Source organism: uncultured Alsobacter sp. (genome assembly GCF_945952055.1).
Taxonomy (GTDB): Bacteria; Pseudomonadota; Alphaproteobacteria; order Rhizobiales; family Beijerinckiaceae; genus Alsobacter.
This window is the reverse complement of the sequence record NZ_CAMFHB010000052.1, coordinates 1-14,646: the sequence shown is the minus strand read 5'-3', so window position 1 is coordinate 14,646 and position 14,646 is coordinate 1. Positions and strand designations below refer to the sequence as shown.

At 68.4% G+C, this 14,646-nt stretch carries 14 protein-coding genes, 1 other RNA gene and 1 pseudogene; 5 read left to right on the top strand and 11 right to left on the bottom strand.

Annotation, left to right across the window (positions count from 1 at the left end; genetic code table 11):
* Positions 1-41: 41 nt before the first annotated feature.
* From Q0Q47_RS26275 to miaA, 3 genes are all read right to left on the bottom strand, one after another.
* Positions 42-1,802 (bottom strand): acetolactate synthase 3 large subunit, encoded by a 1,761-nt coding sequence (locus Q0Q47_RS26275; protein ID WP_293867281.1) that lies wholly within the window; start codon positions 1,800-1,802, stop codon positions 42-44.
* A 294-nt stretch (positions 1,803-2,096) separates the two neighbouring features.
* Complete coding sequence (locus Q0Q47_RS26270; RefSeq protein WP_293867279.1) at positions 2,097-4,472, bottom strand: methyl-accepting chemotaxis protein; 2,376 nt, start codon at positions 4,470-4,472, stop codon at positions 2,097-2,099.
* A gap of 237 nt (positions 4,473-4,709) precedes the next feature.
* Positions 4,710-5,633 carry a tRNA (adenosine(37)-N6)-dimethylallyltransferase MiaA gene (gene miaA, locus Q0Q47_RS26265; protein WP_293867277.1) on the bottom strand — a complete coding sequence of 308 codons (924 nt, stop codon included), beginning with the start codon at positions 5,631-5,633 and terminating at the stop codon, positions 4,710-4,712.
* Between the two features lie 9 nt (positions 5,634-5,642).
* Here miaA and serB point away from each other — a divergent pair, with 9 nt between their 5' ends.
* On the top strand, positions 5,643-6,566 hold the full coding sequence (gene serB / locus Q0Q47_RS26260) for a phosphoserine phosphatase SerB (RefSeq protein ID WP_293867275.1): 924 nt from the start codon (positions 5,643-5,645) through the stop codon (positions 6,564-6,566).
* A 68-nt stretch (positions 6,567-6,634) separates the two neighbouring features.
* On the opposite strand, the gene Q0Q47_RS26255 is transcribed toward serB, so the two are convergent.
* The 7 genes from Q0Q47_RS26255 to Q0Q47_RS26225 all read right to left on the bottom strand — a co-directional run bounded on the left by Q0Q47_RS26255 (position 6,635) and on the right by Q0Q47_RS26225 (position 12,568).
* On the bottom strand, positions 6,635-8,143 hold the full coding sequence (locus Q0Q47_RS26255; protein ID WP_293867273.1) for a DegQ family serine endoprotease: 1,509 nt from the start codon (positions 8,141-8,143) through the stop codon (positions 6,635-6,637).
* Positions 8,144-8,288: 145 nt separating this feature from the next.
* On the bottom strand, positions 8,289-8,468 hold the full coding sequence (locus tag Q0Q47_RS26250) for a DUF2065 domain-containing protein (protein WP_293867271.1): 180 nt from the start codon (positions 8,466-8,468) through the stop codon (positions 8,289-8,291).
* Positions 8,469-8,491: 23 nt separating this feature from the next.
* Positions 8,492-9,403 (bottom strand): protease modulator HflC, encoded by a 912-nt coding sequence (hflC, locus tag Q0Q47_RS26245; RefSeq protein WP_293867269.1) that lies wholly within the window; start codon positions 9,401-9,403, stop codon positions 8,492-8,494.
* A complete protein-coding gene (gene hflK / locus Q0Q47_RS26240; protein ID WP_293867267.1) occupies positions 9,400-10,539 on the bottom strand; it encodes an FtsH protease activity modulator HflK in 1,140 nt (379 codons plus the stop codon). Before hflK ends, hflC begins: the two co-directional genes overlap by 4 nt.
* 150 nt (positions 10,540-10,689) lie before the next feature.
* Entirely contained in the window at positions 10,690-11,199 is a 510-nt protein-coding gene (locus tag Q0Q47_RS26235; RefSeq protein WP_293867265.1) for a dihydrofolate reductase, read from the bottom strand.
* Positions 11,196-11,687 carry a GNAT family N-acetyltransferase gene (locus tag Q0Q47_RS26230; protein WP_293867263.1) on the bottom strand — a complete coding sequence of 164 codons (492 nt, stop codon included), beginning with the start codon at positions 11,685-11,687 and terminating at the stop codon, positions 11,196-11,198. Before Q0Q47_RS26230 ends, Q0Q47_RS26235 begins: the two co-directional genes overlap by 4 nt.
* Before the next feature lie 86 nt (positions 11,688-11,773).
* Positions 11,774-12,568: a thymidylate synthase gene (locus Q0Q47_RS26225; protein ID WP_293867261.1), complete on the bottom strand. Its 795-nt coding sequence runs from the start codon at positions 12,566-12,568 to the stop codon at positions 11,774-11,776.
* A 129-nt stretch (positions 12,569-12,697) separates the two neighbouring features.
* Here Q0Q47_RS26225 and ssrA point away from each other — a divergent pair.
* The 4 genes from ssrA (at position 12,698) to Q0Q47_RS26205 (ending at position 14,167) form a co-directional block, all read left to right on the top strand.
* Positions 12,698-13,065, top strand: a transfer-messenger RNA (tmRNA) gene (ssrA, locus tag Q0Q47_RS26220).
* A gap of 25 nt (positions 13,066-13,090) precedes the next feature.
* Positions 13,091-13,729 (top strand): SspB family protein, encoded by a 639-nt coding sequence (locus Q0Q47_RS26215; RefSeq protein WP_293867259.1) that lies wholly within the window; start codon positions 13,091-13,093, stop codon positions 13,727-13,729.
* 7 nt (positions 13,730-13,736) lie between these two features.
* Complete coding sequence (locus Q0Q47_RS26210; protein ID WP_293867257.1) at positions 13,737-13,952, top strand: DUF4169 family protein; 216 nt, start codon at positions 13,737-13,739, stop codon at positions 13,950-13,952.
* Complete coding sequence (locus tag Q0Q47_RS26205) at positions 13,949-14,167, top strand: ribbon-helix-helix domain-containing protein (RefSeq protein ID WP_293867255.1); 219 nt, start codon at positions 13,949-13,951, stop codon at positions 14,165-14,167. Before Q0Q47_RS26210 ends, Q0Q47_RS26205 begins: the two co-directional genes overlap by 4 nt.
* Before the next feature lie 24 nt (positions 14,168-14,191).
* Here Q0Q47_RS26205 and Q0Q47_RS26200 read toward each other — a convergent pair.
* Positions 14,192-14,646 (bottom strand): annotated as a pseudogene (locus Q0Q47_RS26200) (peptidoglycan-binding protein); the annotation flags it as partial.

The following is a 14,646-nucleotide window of genomic DNA, read 5'->3' as shown; positions in this document are numbered from 1 at the left end:
GTGCTTCATGGCTGCCCTCCCCGCTGGCAGGACCCGCGGGGTCAGACGAGCATCTTGCCCTTGGCGTCGATGATCGAACCGATGTCCTGATCGACGTCGGGCAGGATCATCTCGTTGTGGGCCTTGCCCGACGGGATCATCGGGAAGCAGTTCTCGTCCTTGGCGACGATGCAGTCGAAGATCACCGGGCGCGGCGTGTCGATCATCTGCATGATCGCGTCGTCGAGCTTGGCGGGATCGTCGCAGCGGATGCCGACGCCGCCGTAGGCCTCGGCGAGCTTCACGAAGTCGGGCAGCGCCGCAGAATAGCTTTCCGAGTAGCGCCCGCCATGCAGCAGTTCCTGCCACTGGCGCACCATGCCCATGTACTCGTTGTTCAGGATGAACACCTTGATGGGCAGGCGGTACTGCAGCGCCGTCGACATCTCCTGCATGTTCATCAGGACCGAGGCTTCGCCCGCGATGTCGATGACGAGGCTGCCCGGATGCGCGAGCTGCACGCCGACGGCGGCGGGCAGGCCGTAGCCCATGGTGCCGAGGCCGCCGGAGGTCATCCAGCGGTTCGGCTCCTGGAAGTGGAAGTGCTGCGCCGCCCACATCTGGTGCTGGCCGACTTCCGTCGTGACGTAGACGTCGCGGTCCTTGGTGAGTTCATAGAGACGCTGCACCGCGTATTGCGGCTTGATGATCTCCTTGGACGGCCGGTAGGACAGCGACTTGCGCCCCCGCCAACCTTCGATCTGCCCCCACCAGGACTTCAGCGCGGCCTTGTCGATCTGCGGGGAGCCGGCGCGCCACAGGCGAACCATGTCCTCGAGCACGTGGGCGCAATCGCCGATGATGCCGATGTCGACCTGGACGTTCTTGTTGATCGAGGACGGGTCGATGTCGACGTGGATCTTCTTCGACTTGGGAGAGAAGGCGTCGAGCCGGCCGGTGATGCGGTCGTCGAAGCGCGCGCCGATGCAGATCATCACGTCGCAGTCGTGCATCGCCATGTTGGCTTCGTAGGTGCCGTGCATGCCGAGCATGCCCAGCCACTGCGGATCGGCGGCCGGGTAGGCGCCGAGACCCATCAGCGTGGAGGTGATCGGATAGCCCGTCATCCGCACCAGCTCGCGCAGGAGCGCGGAAGCCTCGGGGCCGGCGTTGATGATGCCGCCACCGGTGTAGAACACGGGCTTCTTGGCGCTGGCGATGAGATCGACGGCGGCGCGGATCTTGTCGATGTCGCCCTTCACCGTCGGACGATAGGTCTTGTGGGCGTTCGTCGTCGGGCGGGCATAGGTGCCCTTGGCGAACTGCACGTCCTTCGGGATGTCGATGACCACCGGCCCCGGCCGCCCGTTCGAGGCGACGTAGAAGGCCTCGTGCAGGATGCGCGGCAGGTCCTCGATCCGCTTCACCAGGTAGTTGTGCTTGGTGCAGTGGCGCGTGATGCCGACCGTGTCGCACTCCTGGAACGCGTCAGAGCCGATGAGGTGCGTGGGGACCTGGCCGGTGATGCAGACGAGCGGGATCGAATCCAGCAGCGCGTCGGTGAGGCCCGTCACCGCGTTGGTCGCGCCGGGGCCCGAGGTCACCAGCACGCAGCCGACCTTGCCGGACGACCTTGCATAACCTTCGGCGGCGTGGACGGCGCCCTGCTCGTGGCGGACGAGGACGTGCTTGACCTTGTCCTGCTGGAACATCGCGTCGTAGATCGGCAGTACGGCCCCGCCCGGATAGCCAAAGAGGTGTTCGACACCCTGGTCCTGCAGCGCCTGGACGACCATTTCGGCGCCGGTCATCTGTCGGGTCATCGTGGGGCTCCCTTCACGTGCGGTTCTGGTTGGGGCGGTGCGGTTCGGAGGTCGTTCAGGCAATAAAAAAGGCCCCGTGAGGGACCTCGACATGCGCCAGTGCAGGACGTCGGCCTAAGGCCGTCCCGTTACTGGCGCTCCCGGTACGATAAGGATGTTGCGCATGGGCGCAGGGCTCCGAAAAGAAGTTGCGGGACCGTAGTCGGGTGGAACAAAGCCGTCAAGGCGATTTTCGGCCGTCACCGCAACGGCGGGAGCCGGGCCGGCGCGGCCCGAACCCCCTGCCCCGCTGCGTCAGCCGGCGCGCCGCCGCAGCGGCGCCGGCGAACGGTAGCCGGCCGACGCGGCCGCCCCGATCGAATGGCCCGAAGCGCCCTGTCCGGCACGCGTCCTGAACGTGCCCACGAGGTCGTTCAACCGGTCGATCTGGCCGGTCAGCGACGAGGCGGACGCGGCACTTTCCTCGGCAAGCGCAGCGTTCTGCTGAGTCATGTCGTCCATGTGGGCGACCGCCTGGCTCATTTCGTCGATGCCGTTGGCCTGCTCTCCGGTCGCGGTGGAGATCTCGGTGACCGTCTCCGACACCTTCCGGGACGCCACGACGATCCTGTCGAGGGCATCGCCGGTCTGCCGCACCAGCTGGACGCCCTTGGCCACCTCGGCCTCGGACGCGCCGATCAGGGACGTGATGTCCTTGGCGGCTTCCGAGGACCTCTGGGCGAGGCTGCGGACCTCCGAGGCCACCACGGCGAAGCCCTTGCCCGCCTCTCCGGCGCGGGCTGCTTCGACCGCCGCGTTCAGAGCCAGCAGGTTGGTCTGGAACGCGATCTCGTCGATTACGCCGGTGATGTCGGTGATCTTGCGGCTGGCCTGCTCGATGCCGGCCATGGCGGCGATGGCATCGCGGACGATGCTGCCGCCCATCTCGGCGATGCCGACGGCGTCCTGGGTGAGGTCGACGGCGCGACGGGACGAGTGGGCCGCGGCCTTGACCGAGGCCGCGAGCTGTTCCGTCGTGGCCGCCGTTTCCTCGAGCGACGAGGCCTGCTGCTCGGTCCGGCTGGAGAGGTCGTTGGCGCCGGCGTTGATCTCCCGGGCGGCGGAGCTCACCTCGGCCGCCGTGCCCTGGATGGTCACGACGGTCTCCGACAGGCGGTCGATGGTGGAGTTCAAGGCCTCCTTGAGTTCCGCGAACCGCCCCTCGTAGGACGTGGCGACGCGGTGGGTGAGGTCGCCCTCCGACAGCGCGCCGAGCACCGACGCGAACTCGGCGGTGGCCGAGTTGACCAGCCGGTTGATCTCGTTGACGCCCTCGACCACGTCCCGCACCGGGCCCGTGACGGCGCCCGGATCGGCCTGTCCCGTAAAGTCGCCGCGACGCGCCGCCGCCACGACGGCGGCCACCTCGGCCACCAGGGCCTGGACCTTCGCGGCCCGGTCGGCCTCCGTCGCCAGCGACCGATCGCGGGCCGTGCGGTCCGCTTCGATCTCCAGGGCACCCGCCCGGTAGTGCTCCAGCGCGAGGCTGAGCACGCCGACTTCGTCGGGACAGGGCGCCGGGGGGATCGGCCGGTTCAGCTCACCCCGCTGCATGGCGACCAGCGCCTGGCTGATCCCTGCCAGCGGGGAGGAAATGCGGCGCCGGATGGCGAGGCCGCTGACGAAGGCGAGCCCGAGGAGACCCAGCATGAGGCCGCCGATCACCGCCAGGCGCAGGCGGGCCGAGGCGAGCTGGGCGTCCGAAAAACGGCTCATGTCGTCGAGCGCCGCCTCGACGGTCTCCATCACGGGCGCGAACGGAGCGTTGCACTGCTTGGTCCACTGGTCGGCCGTGATCACGGGGCCGGTTCCGCTCCCCAGCTTCGCGACGAGCTCGTCGGCGCTGCGGGTGCCGGCGTCGAGCCCGGCGATCATGGCATCGACCTTGGTCGCCAGAGCCGGCGGGAAGCCGGGCCGGGCCGCCAGGCTGCGCAGCGAGGCGACTGACGTCGCGGTCGCGCCCCGGGTCTCGCCGAGCGCCTTCTGCTGGGCCGCCGTCATCGCCTGCCCCGCGGCCAACACGGGTCGGAGCACCGTGCACTGGAGGCCATAGGTCGAGCGCGCCCGATAGGCCGCCTGCTTCACGCCCTGCAGATCGGCGAGGACGGGGTCGGCGAGCCGGATGGCGTTCGAGGCGGCTTCGGAGGCCTTGGCCATCGCGGCTTCGGTATCGCCGACCGCATTGTACCAGGGCATCGTGGCGGCGAGCGTGCGGCTCGCCTTGGGCTTGGCGGCTTCCGCCATGAGCCCCGTCATTTCGGCATCGATGCGGCTCATGCTCTGGGCGATGCCGGCGACGAGGGCCTCGCGCCCCTCGACATTGGCCTTCCTGAGCTGCGCCACGGCGCGCTCGATGTCCGTCTTGTTGCTGTCGCTGATCTTGATGATGATGCTGCGAGCATCATCCTCGACCTGGACGGCGGTCTGCATCGCGCCGCGGTTCGAGCGGATCTTGTTGGCCGCCAGGAGCAGCGCGCGATCGGCATCGACGAGGTCGCCGAGGCGGTCCTGCAGCTGCATGGACGTCATGGCCTGCCACGCGTCGTAGGCGAGGAACCCCAGGCCTGGAGCACTCAGCGTCAGCATCGTCACCAGGAGGAAGTGGCCGATGGAACGGGGAAACAAACGCAAGACTTCACTCCTGGCGCGAGGGGCGGCGCGCACGAGGACGGTGCACGCCCGTATGACGAGTGTCGGATCGTCATTCACAGTAGAGCGCCGGAATTAAGAGAGATTTGCGGCACGCCATTTCGGCACCGCGAGCAGATCAGTCCGTGTGTTTGCCAGATTCTTCGGCGTCGCTAGACCAAAGAAGTGGCAGATCCCATGGCCATTTTTGATCTATGCTAAAAATGAAAGCCGAAACCGCTAGTCACCCGTCCAGGCGGTCAGAATACGATCCAGAGCCTCTTCCGGGGTTGCCCAGGTCCAGCCTTCCGCCTGGTGTCGGAACCAGGTGAACTGACGCTTGGCGTAGTGGCGCGTGTCGAGCTTGGCCCGTTCGATCGCCTCCGGCAGCGCCATCTCGCCCTCGATGGCGCGGATGAGCCATGGAACGCCATGGGCCCGCATGCACGGCAAGGCGGGATCGAGCTGACGCCGGGCGAGCGCGCTCACCTCTTCCAGCGCTCCCAGGCTCATCATGGATTCGAAGCGGGAATCGATGCGCGCATAGACACCCTCCCGCTCGGGCGCCAGGAAAACCCGGACGCAGTCCTGCGGGTCGAGCACCCGGCCTTCGCGGCCGCCGTGAAAACTCACCAGCGAGCGACCCGTGGCCGTGAAGATTTCCAGCGCCCGCACGATCCGCTGCCGGTCCGTGGGCCTGAGCGTCGCCGCGGTCTGCGGATCGCGGGCGGCCAGATCGCGATGGAGCTCCTCCGGCGGAACGCCGTCGCTGGCGGCCCGCACGGCGGCCCGGACGTCCTCCGGCACGGGCGGGATGGCGGACAGGCCCTCGGTGAGGGCGCGAAAGTAGAGACCGGTGCCGCCGGTCACGATGGGGACCACGCCGCGGCCGCTCAGGTCCTCGAGGACCGGGCCGATCTCGGCGAGCCAGCGGCCCACCGAATGGTTCTCGCAGGCATCGACATGGCCGAACAGCCGATGCGGGGCCTCGCTCTCCTCCTCGACCGTCGGACGCGCGGTGATGATCCGCAAGTCTCTGTAGACCTGCATGGAATCCGCATTGACCACGGCCCCGCCCAGGCGCTGCGCAAGCTTGACGGCGAGAGCCGACTTGCCGCTGGCCGTCGGTCCTGCGATGAGGATGGCCCGAATCCGATCTGTCACGCGCCCGCCATGCCCCCGTCAGCCGCCTCGCCCGCCGCCGTGTCCTGCGTCGCGACCCTCGTCGCGCCGACCACGCAGCCGTGTCTCACCGATGCCCTTCTCGCGCGCGCAGCGCAAGCCGTGCCGGCGCCGGGCAGCGCCGCCTGGCTGGCCCCCGGCATCGCGGCCGACATTCCCTTCCTCGGCGAGCCGGCGTCGGCCCGCACGCTCGCGGACGCGGTCCGGGCGGCCGTCGACGCGCCGGTGGACGTCATCGTCCAGGCCACGGCCACCCGCCGCAAGCGGCTGTTCCTCGCCGACATGGATTCCACCATGATCGGCCAGGAGTGCATCGACGAACTTGCCGATTTCGTCGGGCTGCGCGAGCAGGTCTCGACCATCACCGAACGCGCCATGCGCGGCGAACTCGCCTTCGAACCCGCCCTGCGCGAGCGCGTCGCCCTGCTGAAGGGGCTCCCGGTGTCGACCGCCGGCCGGATCATCGCCGAACGCATCACCTTCACCCCCGGCGGTCGCGAGCTGGTCCTGACCATGCGCGCCAATGGCGGTTACACCGCGCTGGTCTCCGGCGGGTTCACGTTGTTCACGGGACCGATTTCGGCAGCCATCGGCTTCGACGAGCACCGGTCGAACATTCTCCTGACCGAGGGCGAGGCACTGGCCGGGCGCGTGGCCGAACCGATCGTCGGCAAGGAAGCCAAGCTCGCGGCCCTGGTCGAGCTGCGCGACCGATTCAGCCTGCCGCACTGGGCCACCATGGCCGTCGGCGACGGGGCCAACGACCTCGCGATGCTCGGCGATGCCGGCCTCGGCTATGCCTTCCGCGCGAAGCCCGCCGTCGCCGCGGCCGCCCATGTCCGCCTCGACCACGCCGACCTCAGCGCGCTGCTGTACGCGCAGGGCTACAAGGCGGACCAGTTCGTCCGCGCCTGAAGCCTCCACCAACGAAAATGCCCGCGCCGAGGCGCGGGCATTGGGAGGGTCTCCAGAACGAAAACCGGCTACTCGATGCTGACGGCCACGAAGCGGACTTCGCCCTGGGCGTTGGACACCAGGAGCAGCGCCGACTTCTTTCCGTCCTTCTTCAGCGCATCGATGCGCTTGGTCATGGCGTCGGGCGTGCCGACCGGTTCCTGCTGGACTTCGACGATGACGTCGCCGACGCCGATGCGCTTGTCCGCGGCGGGTGAATTCGGATCGACGCGCGACACGATCACGCCCTTCACGCTCTCCTTGATCGAGAAGCGCTTGCGCAGGTCCTCGGTCATCGGCGACAGCTCGAGGCCGAGCGCGCGCTTGACGGCCGGCTTCTCCGCTTCGGCCCCCGGCAGGTTGGCCTTGGCCAGCTTCTCGCCGTCCTCGAGCCGGCCGAGCGTCACCGACTTGGTCAGCTCCTTGCCCTTGCGCACCACGAGGACGTCGACGGCCTTGCCGACCGGCGTCTGGCCGACGATGCGCGGCAGATCCTTCGATTCCTTCACTTCGACGCCGTCGAACTTGACGATCACGTCGCCGGCCTCGATGCCGGCGGGCTTGGCGGGGCCCTTCTCGTCGATACCGGCGACGAGGGCGCCGCGGGCCGAACCCAGGCCCAGGCTCTCGGCGATGGAGTCGTCGACGTTCTGGATGCGCACGCCGAGCCAGCCGCGGCGGGTCTCGCCGTACTGGATCAGCTGGTCGATGACGGGCTTGGCAAGCGCCGCGGGCACCGAGAAGCCGATGCCGATCGAGCCGCCCGACGGCGACAGGATGGCCGTGTTGATGCCGATGACGTCGCCATCCATGTTGAACAGCGGGCCGCCGGAGTTGCCCTTGTTGATGGACGCGTCGGTCTGGATGTACTGGCCGTAGGATTGGTCGGAGATGTCACGGTTGCGGGCGGAGATGATGCCCGCCGTGACGGTGCCGCCGAGCCCGAACGGGTTGCCGATGGCCATGACCCAGTCGCCGATGCGCGCCTTCTCGCTGTCGCCGAACTTCACCGCCTTGAGCGGCTTGTCCGACTTCACGCGCAGCACGGCGAGGTCGACCTTGGGGTCCTTGCCGACGATCTCGGCCTTCAGCTTCTTGCCGTCGGAGAAGATCACCGTGATGTCGTTGGCCTCGCCGATCACGTGGTTGTTCGTGATCACGATGCCCGAGGCGTCGATGACGAAGCCCGAGCCGAGCGAGTTCGACCGGCGCTGCTGCGGCCCCTGCGGACGGTTGGGCTGCGCCTCGCCCTGGTTGTTGTTCGGGCCGCCCTTGAAGAACTCGTCGAAGAACTCCTGGAACGGCGAGCCTGGCGGCAGCTGCGGCAGCTGGACCGAGCGCTGCTCCGTGCTGGTGGTCGCCGCCGAGATGTTCACGACGGCGCCGATGACGCTCTCGGCCAGGTCCGCGAAGGACTCCGGGGCCGAGCGGGCGAAGGCGGGCGTCGGCGCCACGAGGGACGGAGCGCCGGCCAGAACTGCGACGGCAGCCGTCGCGATCGCGAACCGCCGGAAGGCCTGGGGAACGGAATGGACCATGGATCTCTCTCTCGGATGCGCGCGAAACTCAGTGTCAGACCAAGATTGGGGCGGAACCGCGACGGACGATCCCGGGGGCATGCTCACCATATAGAGCCAGCCGCGCCCGGTCACGAGGTGCGCGGGCGAACCGGCCTGGACACGATCATGCGAGCAGGCGACGCGCGAGCCAGACGATCAGCACGCCGATGACGGCGCTGGCCAGGCCCGCGGCCCGCATCTGCCCCTCGCCGAGTTCGAGCGCGTCGCGCATGCGCCGCTGCACGAAGCCCGGGAAAGCGGCAAAGGCCAGGCCTTCGATGGCGAAGACCAGGCCTATGCCCACCAGGAAGTCCAAGTCAGGCCCGGTCAGGGCTGCTTGGGCGCGTCGGGACGGCTCTGGTCCTTCCCGACGGTCCGTGGATCGTTGAAGTAGCGGAAGAAATCGCTGTCCGGGGACAGGATCATCCGCGTATCGCCGGCCCGGATCGACGCCTCATAGGCCTGCATGGTGCGGTAGAAGGCGAAGAAGTCCGGATCGCGGCCGAAGGCCTCGGCCAGGATGCGGTTCTTCTCGGCTTCGCCCGTACCGCGCAGCTCGTCGGCCCTGCGGGTCGCATCGGCGCGCAGCACCGTGACCTGCCGGTCCGCGCCGGCGCGGATCGTCTGCGACAGCTGCGAACCCTGCGCCCGGATGTCGGCCGCCTCGCGCTGGCGCTCGGTCTGCATGCGCTGGAACACCGCCTGGCTGTTCTGCTCCGGCAGGTCCGCACGGCGCAGCCGCACGTCGACGACTTCGATGCCGAGGCCGCCGGCCTGGCGGTTCACCTCGTCGCGGATCTTGTGCATCAGGCCCGCGCGCTCGGTGCGCACGACGGCCGAGAAGCTGGCATCCGCGAGCACGGTGCGCACCGTCGAGTTGACGATCGACGTCAGGCGCAGGTTGCCGCCCGAGACGTTGCCGACCGACTGGTAGAAGCGCAGCGGATCGGTGACCCGGTAGCGCGTGAAGGCGTCCACCACGAGGCGCTTCTGGTCGGAGGCAATGACTTCCTGCGACGGCAGCTCGAGGTCGAGGATCCGCTTGTCGATCTCGACGACGGTCTCGATGAACGGGATCTTCCAGTAGAGACCCGGCTCGGTGATCGGCGGACGGGAGACCCGGCCGAACTGGAACACCAGGGCCTGGGACGTCTGCGGGACGACGAAGGCGGACGCGTAGAGCACGACGGCGGCGACCGCGAGGAGCGCGACGAGCGCGAAGCGAACGGTGCTGGTCACTTCGTGGCTCCCTGCGGACGGCGCTGCAGCTCGGTGAGCGGCAGATAGGGCACGACGCCCTGCCCGCCCCCGGCGCTTCCCTTCTGGTCGATGATGATCTTGTCGGCCCCGCCCAGGACCCTCTCCATCGTTTCGAGATACATGCGCTCGCGCGTCAGCTCGGGCGCCTTGCGGTACTCCTCGTAGACCTGCTTGAAGCGGCTCGACTGACCGTTGGCCTCGGCCACGCTGCGCTCGCGGTAGGCTTCCGCCTCCTGCACGATCCTGGCCGCCTCGCCGCGCGCTTCCGGCACGACCTTGCTGGCGTAGGTTTCGGCTTCGTTGCGGGCGCGATCCTGGTCCTGCCGGGCGGCCTGCACGTCGCGGAAGGCGTCGATGACCTGCTGCGGCGGGTCCACCTTCTGCAGCTGCACGAGGCGGATCTCGACGCCGGAGCGATAGCTGTTCAGCACGTCCTGCATCAGCTGCCGGACCTCGGCCTCGATGGCACCGCGGTCGGTGGTCAGGATGGCCTGGATGTTGCGCCGGCCCACGACCTCGCGCATGGCGCCCTCGGCCACGGCCTTCACCGAAGCCTGGGGCTCCTGGATGTTGAAGACATAGTCGGCGGCCCGCGCCGGGTTGATCTGCCACTGAACGGCGAAATCGATGTCGACGATGTTTTCGTCGCCGGTGAGCATCAGGCTCTCTTCGAGCACGTCACGCGTCACGGACCGCCGGCTGCCGGCCTCCGAACCGCGATAGCCCACCTCGGTCGTGTTCACCACGGTCACGCGGGGCTTCACCACGCTGCCGATCGGGTACGGGAAATTGTAGTTCAGGCCGGGCTGGGTCGTGCCGACGTAGCGGCCGAACACCAGGTTGAGGCCCACTTCGTCCGGACGCACGGTGTAGAAGCCGGTCAGGCCCCACAGCGCCACCGCCAGCAGCGCCACGGCCGCGACGCCGCGCCCGCCCATGGATCCGCCCGGCATGACCTGCCGCAGACGATCCTGGCTGCGACGCAGCAGATCCTCGAGATCCGGCGGGGTGCCGCCTCCCCCTCCATTACCGCCCTGGGGCCCTCCGCCCCAAGGCCCGCCGGGTCGCTTCTGACCCCACGGCCCGCCACCGCCGCTCTGATTGCTCCAAGGCATTCAGTCCGTCCTTTTCCGCTGAACGTCGTTCGATCCCGCGCCACTTCGGACGCGTTGACTTTCACTTTGTGGCACGGAAGTGGGGCTTCGTCGCCCCTTCGTCAACGGAGCCTGGGCCAATTGGTTGACGGATTTGACCGATTTCAGGCTTCAGCGACGCTCGTAGTCGATGAAGGTGAACGGATGGTCGTCGCTGGGGCCGGCAGGATGAGCCTCCCGGCGAACCTCCCGAAACGCGGCGGGATCGATGCGCGGAAACACCGTCTCGCCCTCGGGCGCGACGTGGACACGGGTGAGATGGATGCGGTCGGCGATCGCCATCGTCTGGGCATAGATCTCGCCACCGCCCCCGATCGCCACGCTGTCGGCTCCCATGCGCGCCCCGACCTCCTGGGCGAGCGCGAGCGCTTCGTCCACCGACCCCGCGACCCGGACCCCGTCGGGGGCAAAGCCGGGGTCGCGCGTCACGACGATCGACTCCCGCCCGGGCAGGGGTGCGCCGATCGACAGGAAGGTCTTGCGGCCCATCACCAGCGGCCGGCCGATCGTGAGCTCGCGAAAATGTCTCAGGTCGGTGCGCAGCCGCCAGATGAGCCGGTTGTCGCGGCCGATCACGTCGTTGTCGGCGGCCGCGACGACGATGCTGACGGGAAGGGTCATGGCGCGACCGCCTTGTCGGCCAGCCGCCACAACGCCTCGCCGGTCACCCGGCAGGTCGTCCAGCCATCGAGCAGGACCGCGCCCTGGGCCTTGTAGAACGCGATGGACGGCTCGTTCCAATCGAGCACCGACCATTCGAGCCGGGCCAGATTCTCGGCGACGCAGCGCTTGGCGAGCGAGGCCAGCAGCAGCTTGCCCAGGCCGTGCCCGCGAACGGACGGGCGGACGAAGAGGTCCTCCAGATAGATCCCGTGACGGCCGCGGAAGGTCGAGAAATTGTAGAACCAGAGCGCGAAGCCGACCCCCTCGCCGTTCCATTCCGCGATGTCGCAGAAGACGCGGGGGTTCGGCCCGAACAGGGCGGAGGCGATCATCTCGGCCGTCGCGTCGACCTCGTGCGACAGCCGCTCGTAGTCGGCGAGTTCGCGCACCAGGGAGAAGACGAGGTCGGCGTCGGCGGGGACGGCTTGGCGGATCAGGGAGGTCATGCGGCCTCGATTAGCGCTATTTGCAAAAGGAGCTGCGCTGCGACGCAAGAGGTGGACTTACAGGCTCCCAGCCGACCCGATGTCCCTCAAACCGCAACCTCCGCGCGGATGGCAGGATGCGGGTCGTAGCCTTCGATGGCCACGTCGTCATAGGTGAAATCGAAGATCGACTTCACGTCGGGGTTCAACCGCAGCGTGGGGAGCGGCCGGGGATCGCGGGACAGCAGGAGTTCCGCCTGCTCGAGATGGTTCAGGTAGAGATGGGCGTCGCCGAAGCTGTGCACGAAGTCGCCCGGCCTCAGCCCCGTCACATGGGCCACCATGTGGGTGAGGAGCGCGTAGCTGGCGATGTTGAACGGCACGCCCAGGAAGCTGTCGGCCGAGCGCTGGTAGAGCTGGCAGGACAGGCGTCCGTCGGCGACGTAGAACTGGAACAGGCAGTGGCACGGCGCCAGCGCCATCTTGTCGAGCTCGGCCGGGTTCCACGCGCTCACCACGAGCCGGCGAGAATCCGGGTTGCGCCTGATCTCGTCGACGACCCAGCGGATCTGGTCCACCGTGCCGCCGTCCGGCTTCTGCCAGCTGCGCCATTGCTTGCCGTAGACCGGGCCGAGATCGCCGGCCTCGTCGGCCCATTCGTCCCAGATCGTGACCTTGTTGGCCTTGAGATAGGCGATGTTGGTATCGCCCGCGAGGAACCACAGCAGTTCGTGGACGATGGAGCGCAGGTGCAGCTTCTTCGTCGTGACGAGCGGAAAGCCCTGCTCCAGGTCGAACCGCATCTGGTGGCCGAAGATGCTGATGGTCCCCGTACCGGTCCGGTCGGTCTTGCGCGTGCCCTCGGCCAGCACGCGGCGGATCAGGTCGTGATAGGCCTGCATGTGATGTCCTCGCTCGGGCGCGAACCGTAGCGGTTGAGGCGAGTCGCGGCCACCTCCGACGAGCGTTTTCCACGCGGATTGCGGCAGGGGCAAGGTTTGCCTCACCAATCGGCTCTTTCGCGGCCCGCGGGTCTTTCGCCAGCGGCGCCAGCGCACTATATTCGGGGTGCCGTCGCGAGACGGCTATGGTGATAAACGGACATCGGAATAAGCCTTTCGGACCCGGGGGCAGTACCCGGCGCCTCCACCCGAAACCACCGCGCCGCGCGACACGGCGGCTGGTTTCCGGCGGGGGCGAAATAGGATCGACGAGGGTGTAAAGGGTGCTCTTTTGCCCGGCATGGTTCCGCCGTTATCGGGCCGAACATATAGTTGCCAACGACAACTATGCTCCGGTTGCGGTGGCCGCGTAAGCGGTCTCTAAAGCCGAAACAAAGCCCTTGCGGGTAGCACCGTAAGGCGGGGTTCGGAGGTACCTGGCAACAGAAACCTCCACCTTCCTTCCAGCCTGGCCGGGCCTGAATGAACCAAGACCACATCCGATACGATCTCCTCGTCCAGGAAGCCCTCAAGGGCGTAGTGCGTCAGGTCCTGACCGACGCCGCCGAGCAGGGCTTGCCGGGCGAACACCATTTCTACGTCTCCTTCCGCACGGTCGACCCGGGCGTGCGCATCTCGCAGCGCCTGCGCGAGAAGTACCCGGAGGAGATGACGATCGTCCTGCAGCACCAGTTCTGGGACCTCTCGGTCAACGAGCACGCCTTCGAGGTCGGCCTGTCGTTCTCCGGCATCCCGGAGCGGCTGCTCGTGCCGTTCGACGCGCTGACGGGGTTCTTCGACCCCTCGGTGCAGTTCGGCCTCAAGTTCGAATTGTCCGGTGCCGAACCGGCCGACAACGACCATGCGGACGCGGAGGAGGAGACAGCGGTGGAGCCGCCGCCCGCTCCCACGGCCCTGCCGCTGCCGGTGAAGAAGGACACCCGCGAGGCATCGCGCAAGGCTGCCGACAAGGCCGCGTCCGAAAAGCCGGCCAAGGATGCGCCCGAGGCCGAGAAGGCCAAGACCGGGAAGGCCGGAAAGAAGGACGACCCGGCCGTCGAGGCCCCCGCCGGCGACGGTGCCCAGGTCGTGCGGCTGGACGCGTTCCGCAAGAAGCCGTGAGCCGGGCATGACGGCCGACATCATCAATCTGCGCAAGGCCCGCAAGGCCAAGGCCCGCGGGGCGGCAGAGGCCCGCGCCGCGGAGAACAGGATCGCGTTCGGCCGCACCAAGGCCGAGCGCAAGGCGGTCGAGACCGAGCAGGAGCGCGCTCGCCGCGCCATCGACGGCCACCGCATCGGCCCGGCCGCGGATGCCGATCAGGACGACGGAGCCGCGTCTTGAACGACGCGGTGGTGAAACGCTCGGTACGGATTGCCGGGCATCTCACCAGCGTTTCGATCGAGGAGGCCTTCTGGACGGGTCTGAGGGCCATGGCGCAAGCCCGGGGCACCAGCGTCAACGCCTTGGTCGCCGCCATCGACGCCGAGCGCGACACGACCAACCTCTCCTCGGCCATCCGCTTGGCGGTGCTGGCCCATTACCGGGACAGGGACTGACGCTCCGGGAGTGACGCCGGCGCGTCAGGGAGCCGACGGCTTCGGCGCCGGCGCCGGAGCCTGCCTCACCTGAGCAGGCGCCGGAAGAGCGGCACCGGCGGGCGCCGTGCCCCCGAGCAACTTCGCCGCTTCCTCCGCTTCGGGAGACAAGGGTGCCCCGTCGGCCTGGGGCTTGCGCGTGGCGAGCGCGTCGAGAAGCTGCTTGCGGATGTCCTCCGCCGTCCGCGGCGGAGGGGCGCCAGGCGGGCGTGGATCGGCAGCGCGACGGGTCTGTTCGGCCTTGCGCGCTTCCTCGGCCTTGCGGGCCTCCTCGACGCGCCGGGCCTCGTCGGCCTTGCGAGCTTCCTCCACCCGGCGAGCCTCGTCGGCCTTGCGGGCTTCCTCCGCCCGACGCGCCTCGTCCGCCTTGCAAGCTTCCTCAGCCCGGCGAGCCTCGTCGGCCTTGCGAGCTTCCTCAGCACGGCGAGCCTCGTCGGCCT

Coding starts and splice junctions, on each gene's coding strand:
- Q0Q47_RS26225 (WP_293867261.1), bottom strand. CDS start 12,568: ATGCAGGCCTATCACGACCTGATCCGCCGCGTGCTGGCCGAGGGCACG.
- Q0Q47_RS26210 (WP_293867257.1), top strand. CDS start 13,737: ATGACGGCCGACATCATCAATCTGCGCAAGGCCCGCAAGGCCAAGGCC.
- Q0Q47_RS26215 (WP_293867259.1), top strand. CDS start 13,091: ATGAACCAAGACCACATCCGATACGATCTCCTCGTCCAGGAAGCCCTC.
- serB (WP_293867275.1), top strand. CDS start 5,643: ATGCCCCCGTCAGCCGCCTCGCCCGCCGCCGTGTCCTGCGTCGCGACC.
- Q0Q47_RS26255 (WP_293867273.1), bottom strand. CDS start 8,143: ATGGTCCATTCCGTTCCCCAGGCCTTCCGGCGGTTCGCGATCGCGACG.
- Q0Q47_RS26230 (WP_293867263.1), bottom strand. CDS start 11,687: ATGACCTCCCTGATCCGCCAAGCCGTCCCCGCCGACGCCGACCTCGTC.
- Q0Q47_RS26235 (WP_293867265.1), bottom strand. CDS start 11,199: ATGACCCTTCCCGTCAGCATCGTCGTCGCGGCCGCCGACAACGACGTG.
- Q0Q47_RS26275 (WP_293867281.1), bottom strand. CDS start 1,802: ATGACCCGACAGATGACCGGCGCCGAAATGGTCGTCCAGGCGCTGCAG.
- hflK (WP_293867267.1), bottom strand. CDS start 10,539: ATGCCTTGGAGCAATCAGAGCGGCGGTGGCGGGCCGTGGGGTCAGAAG.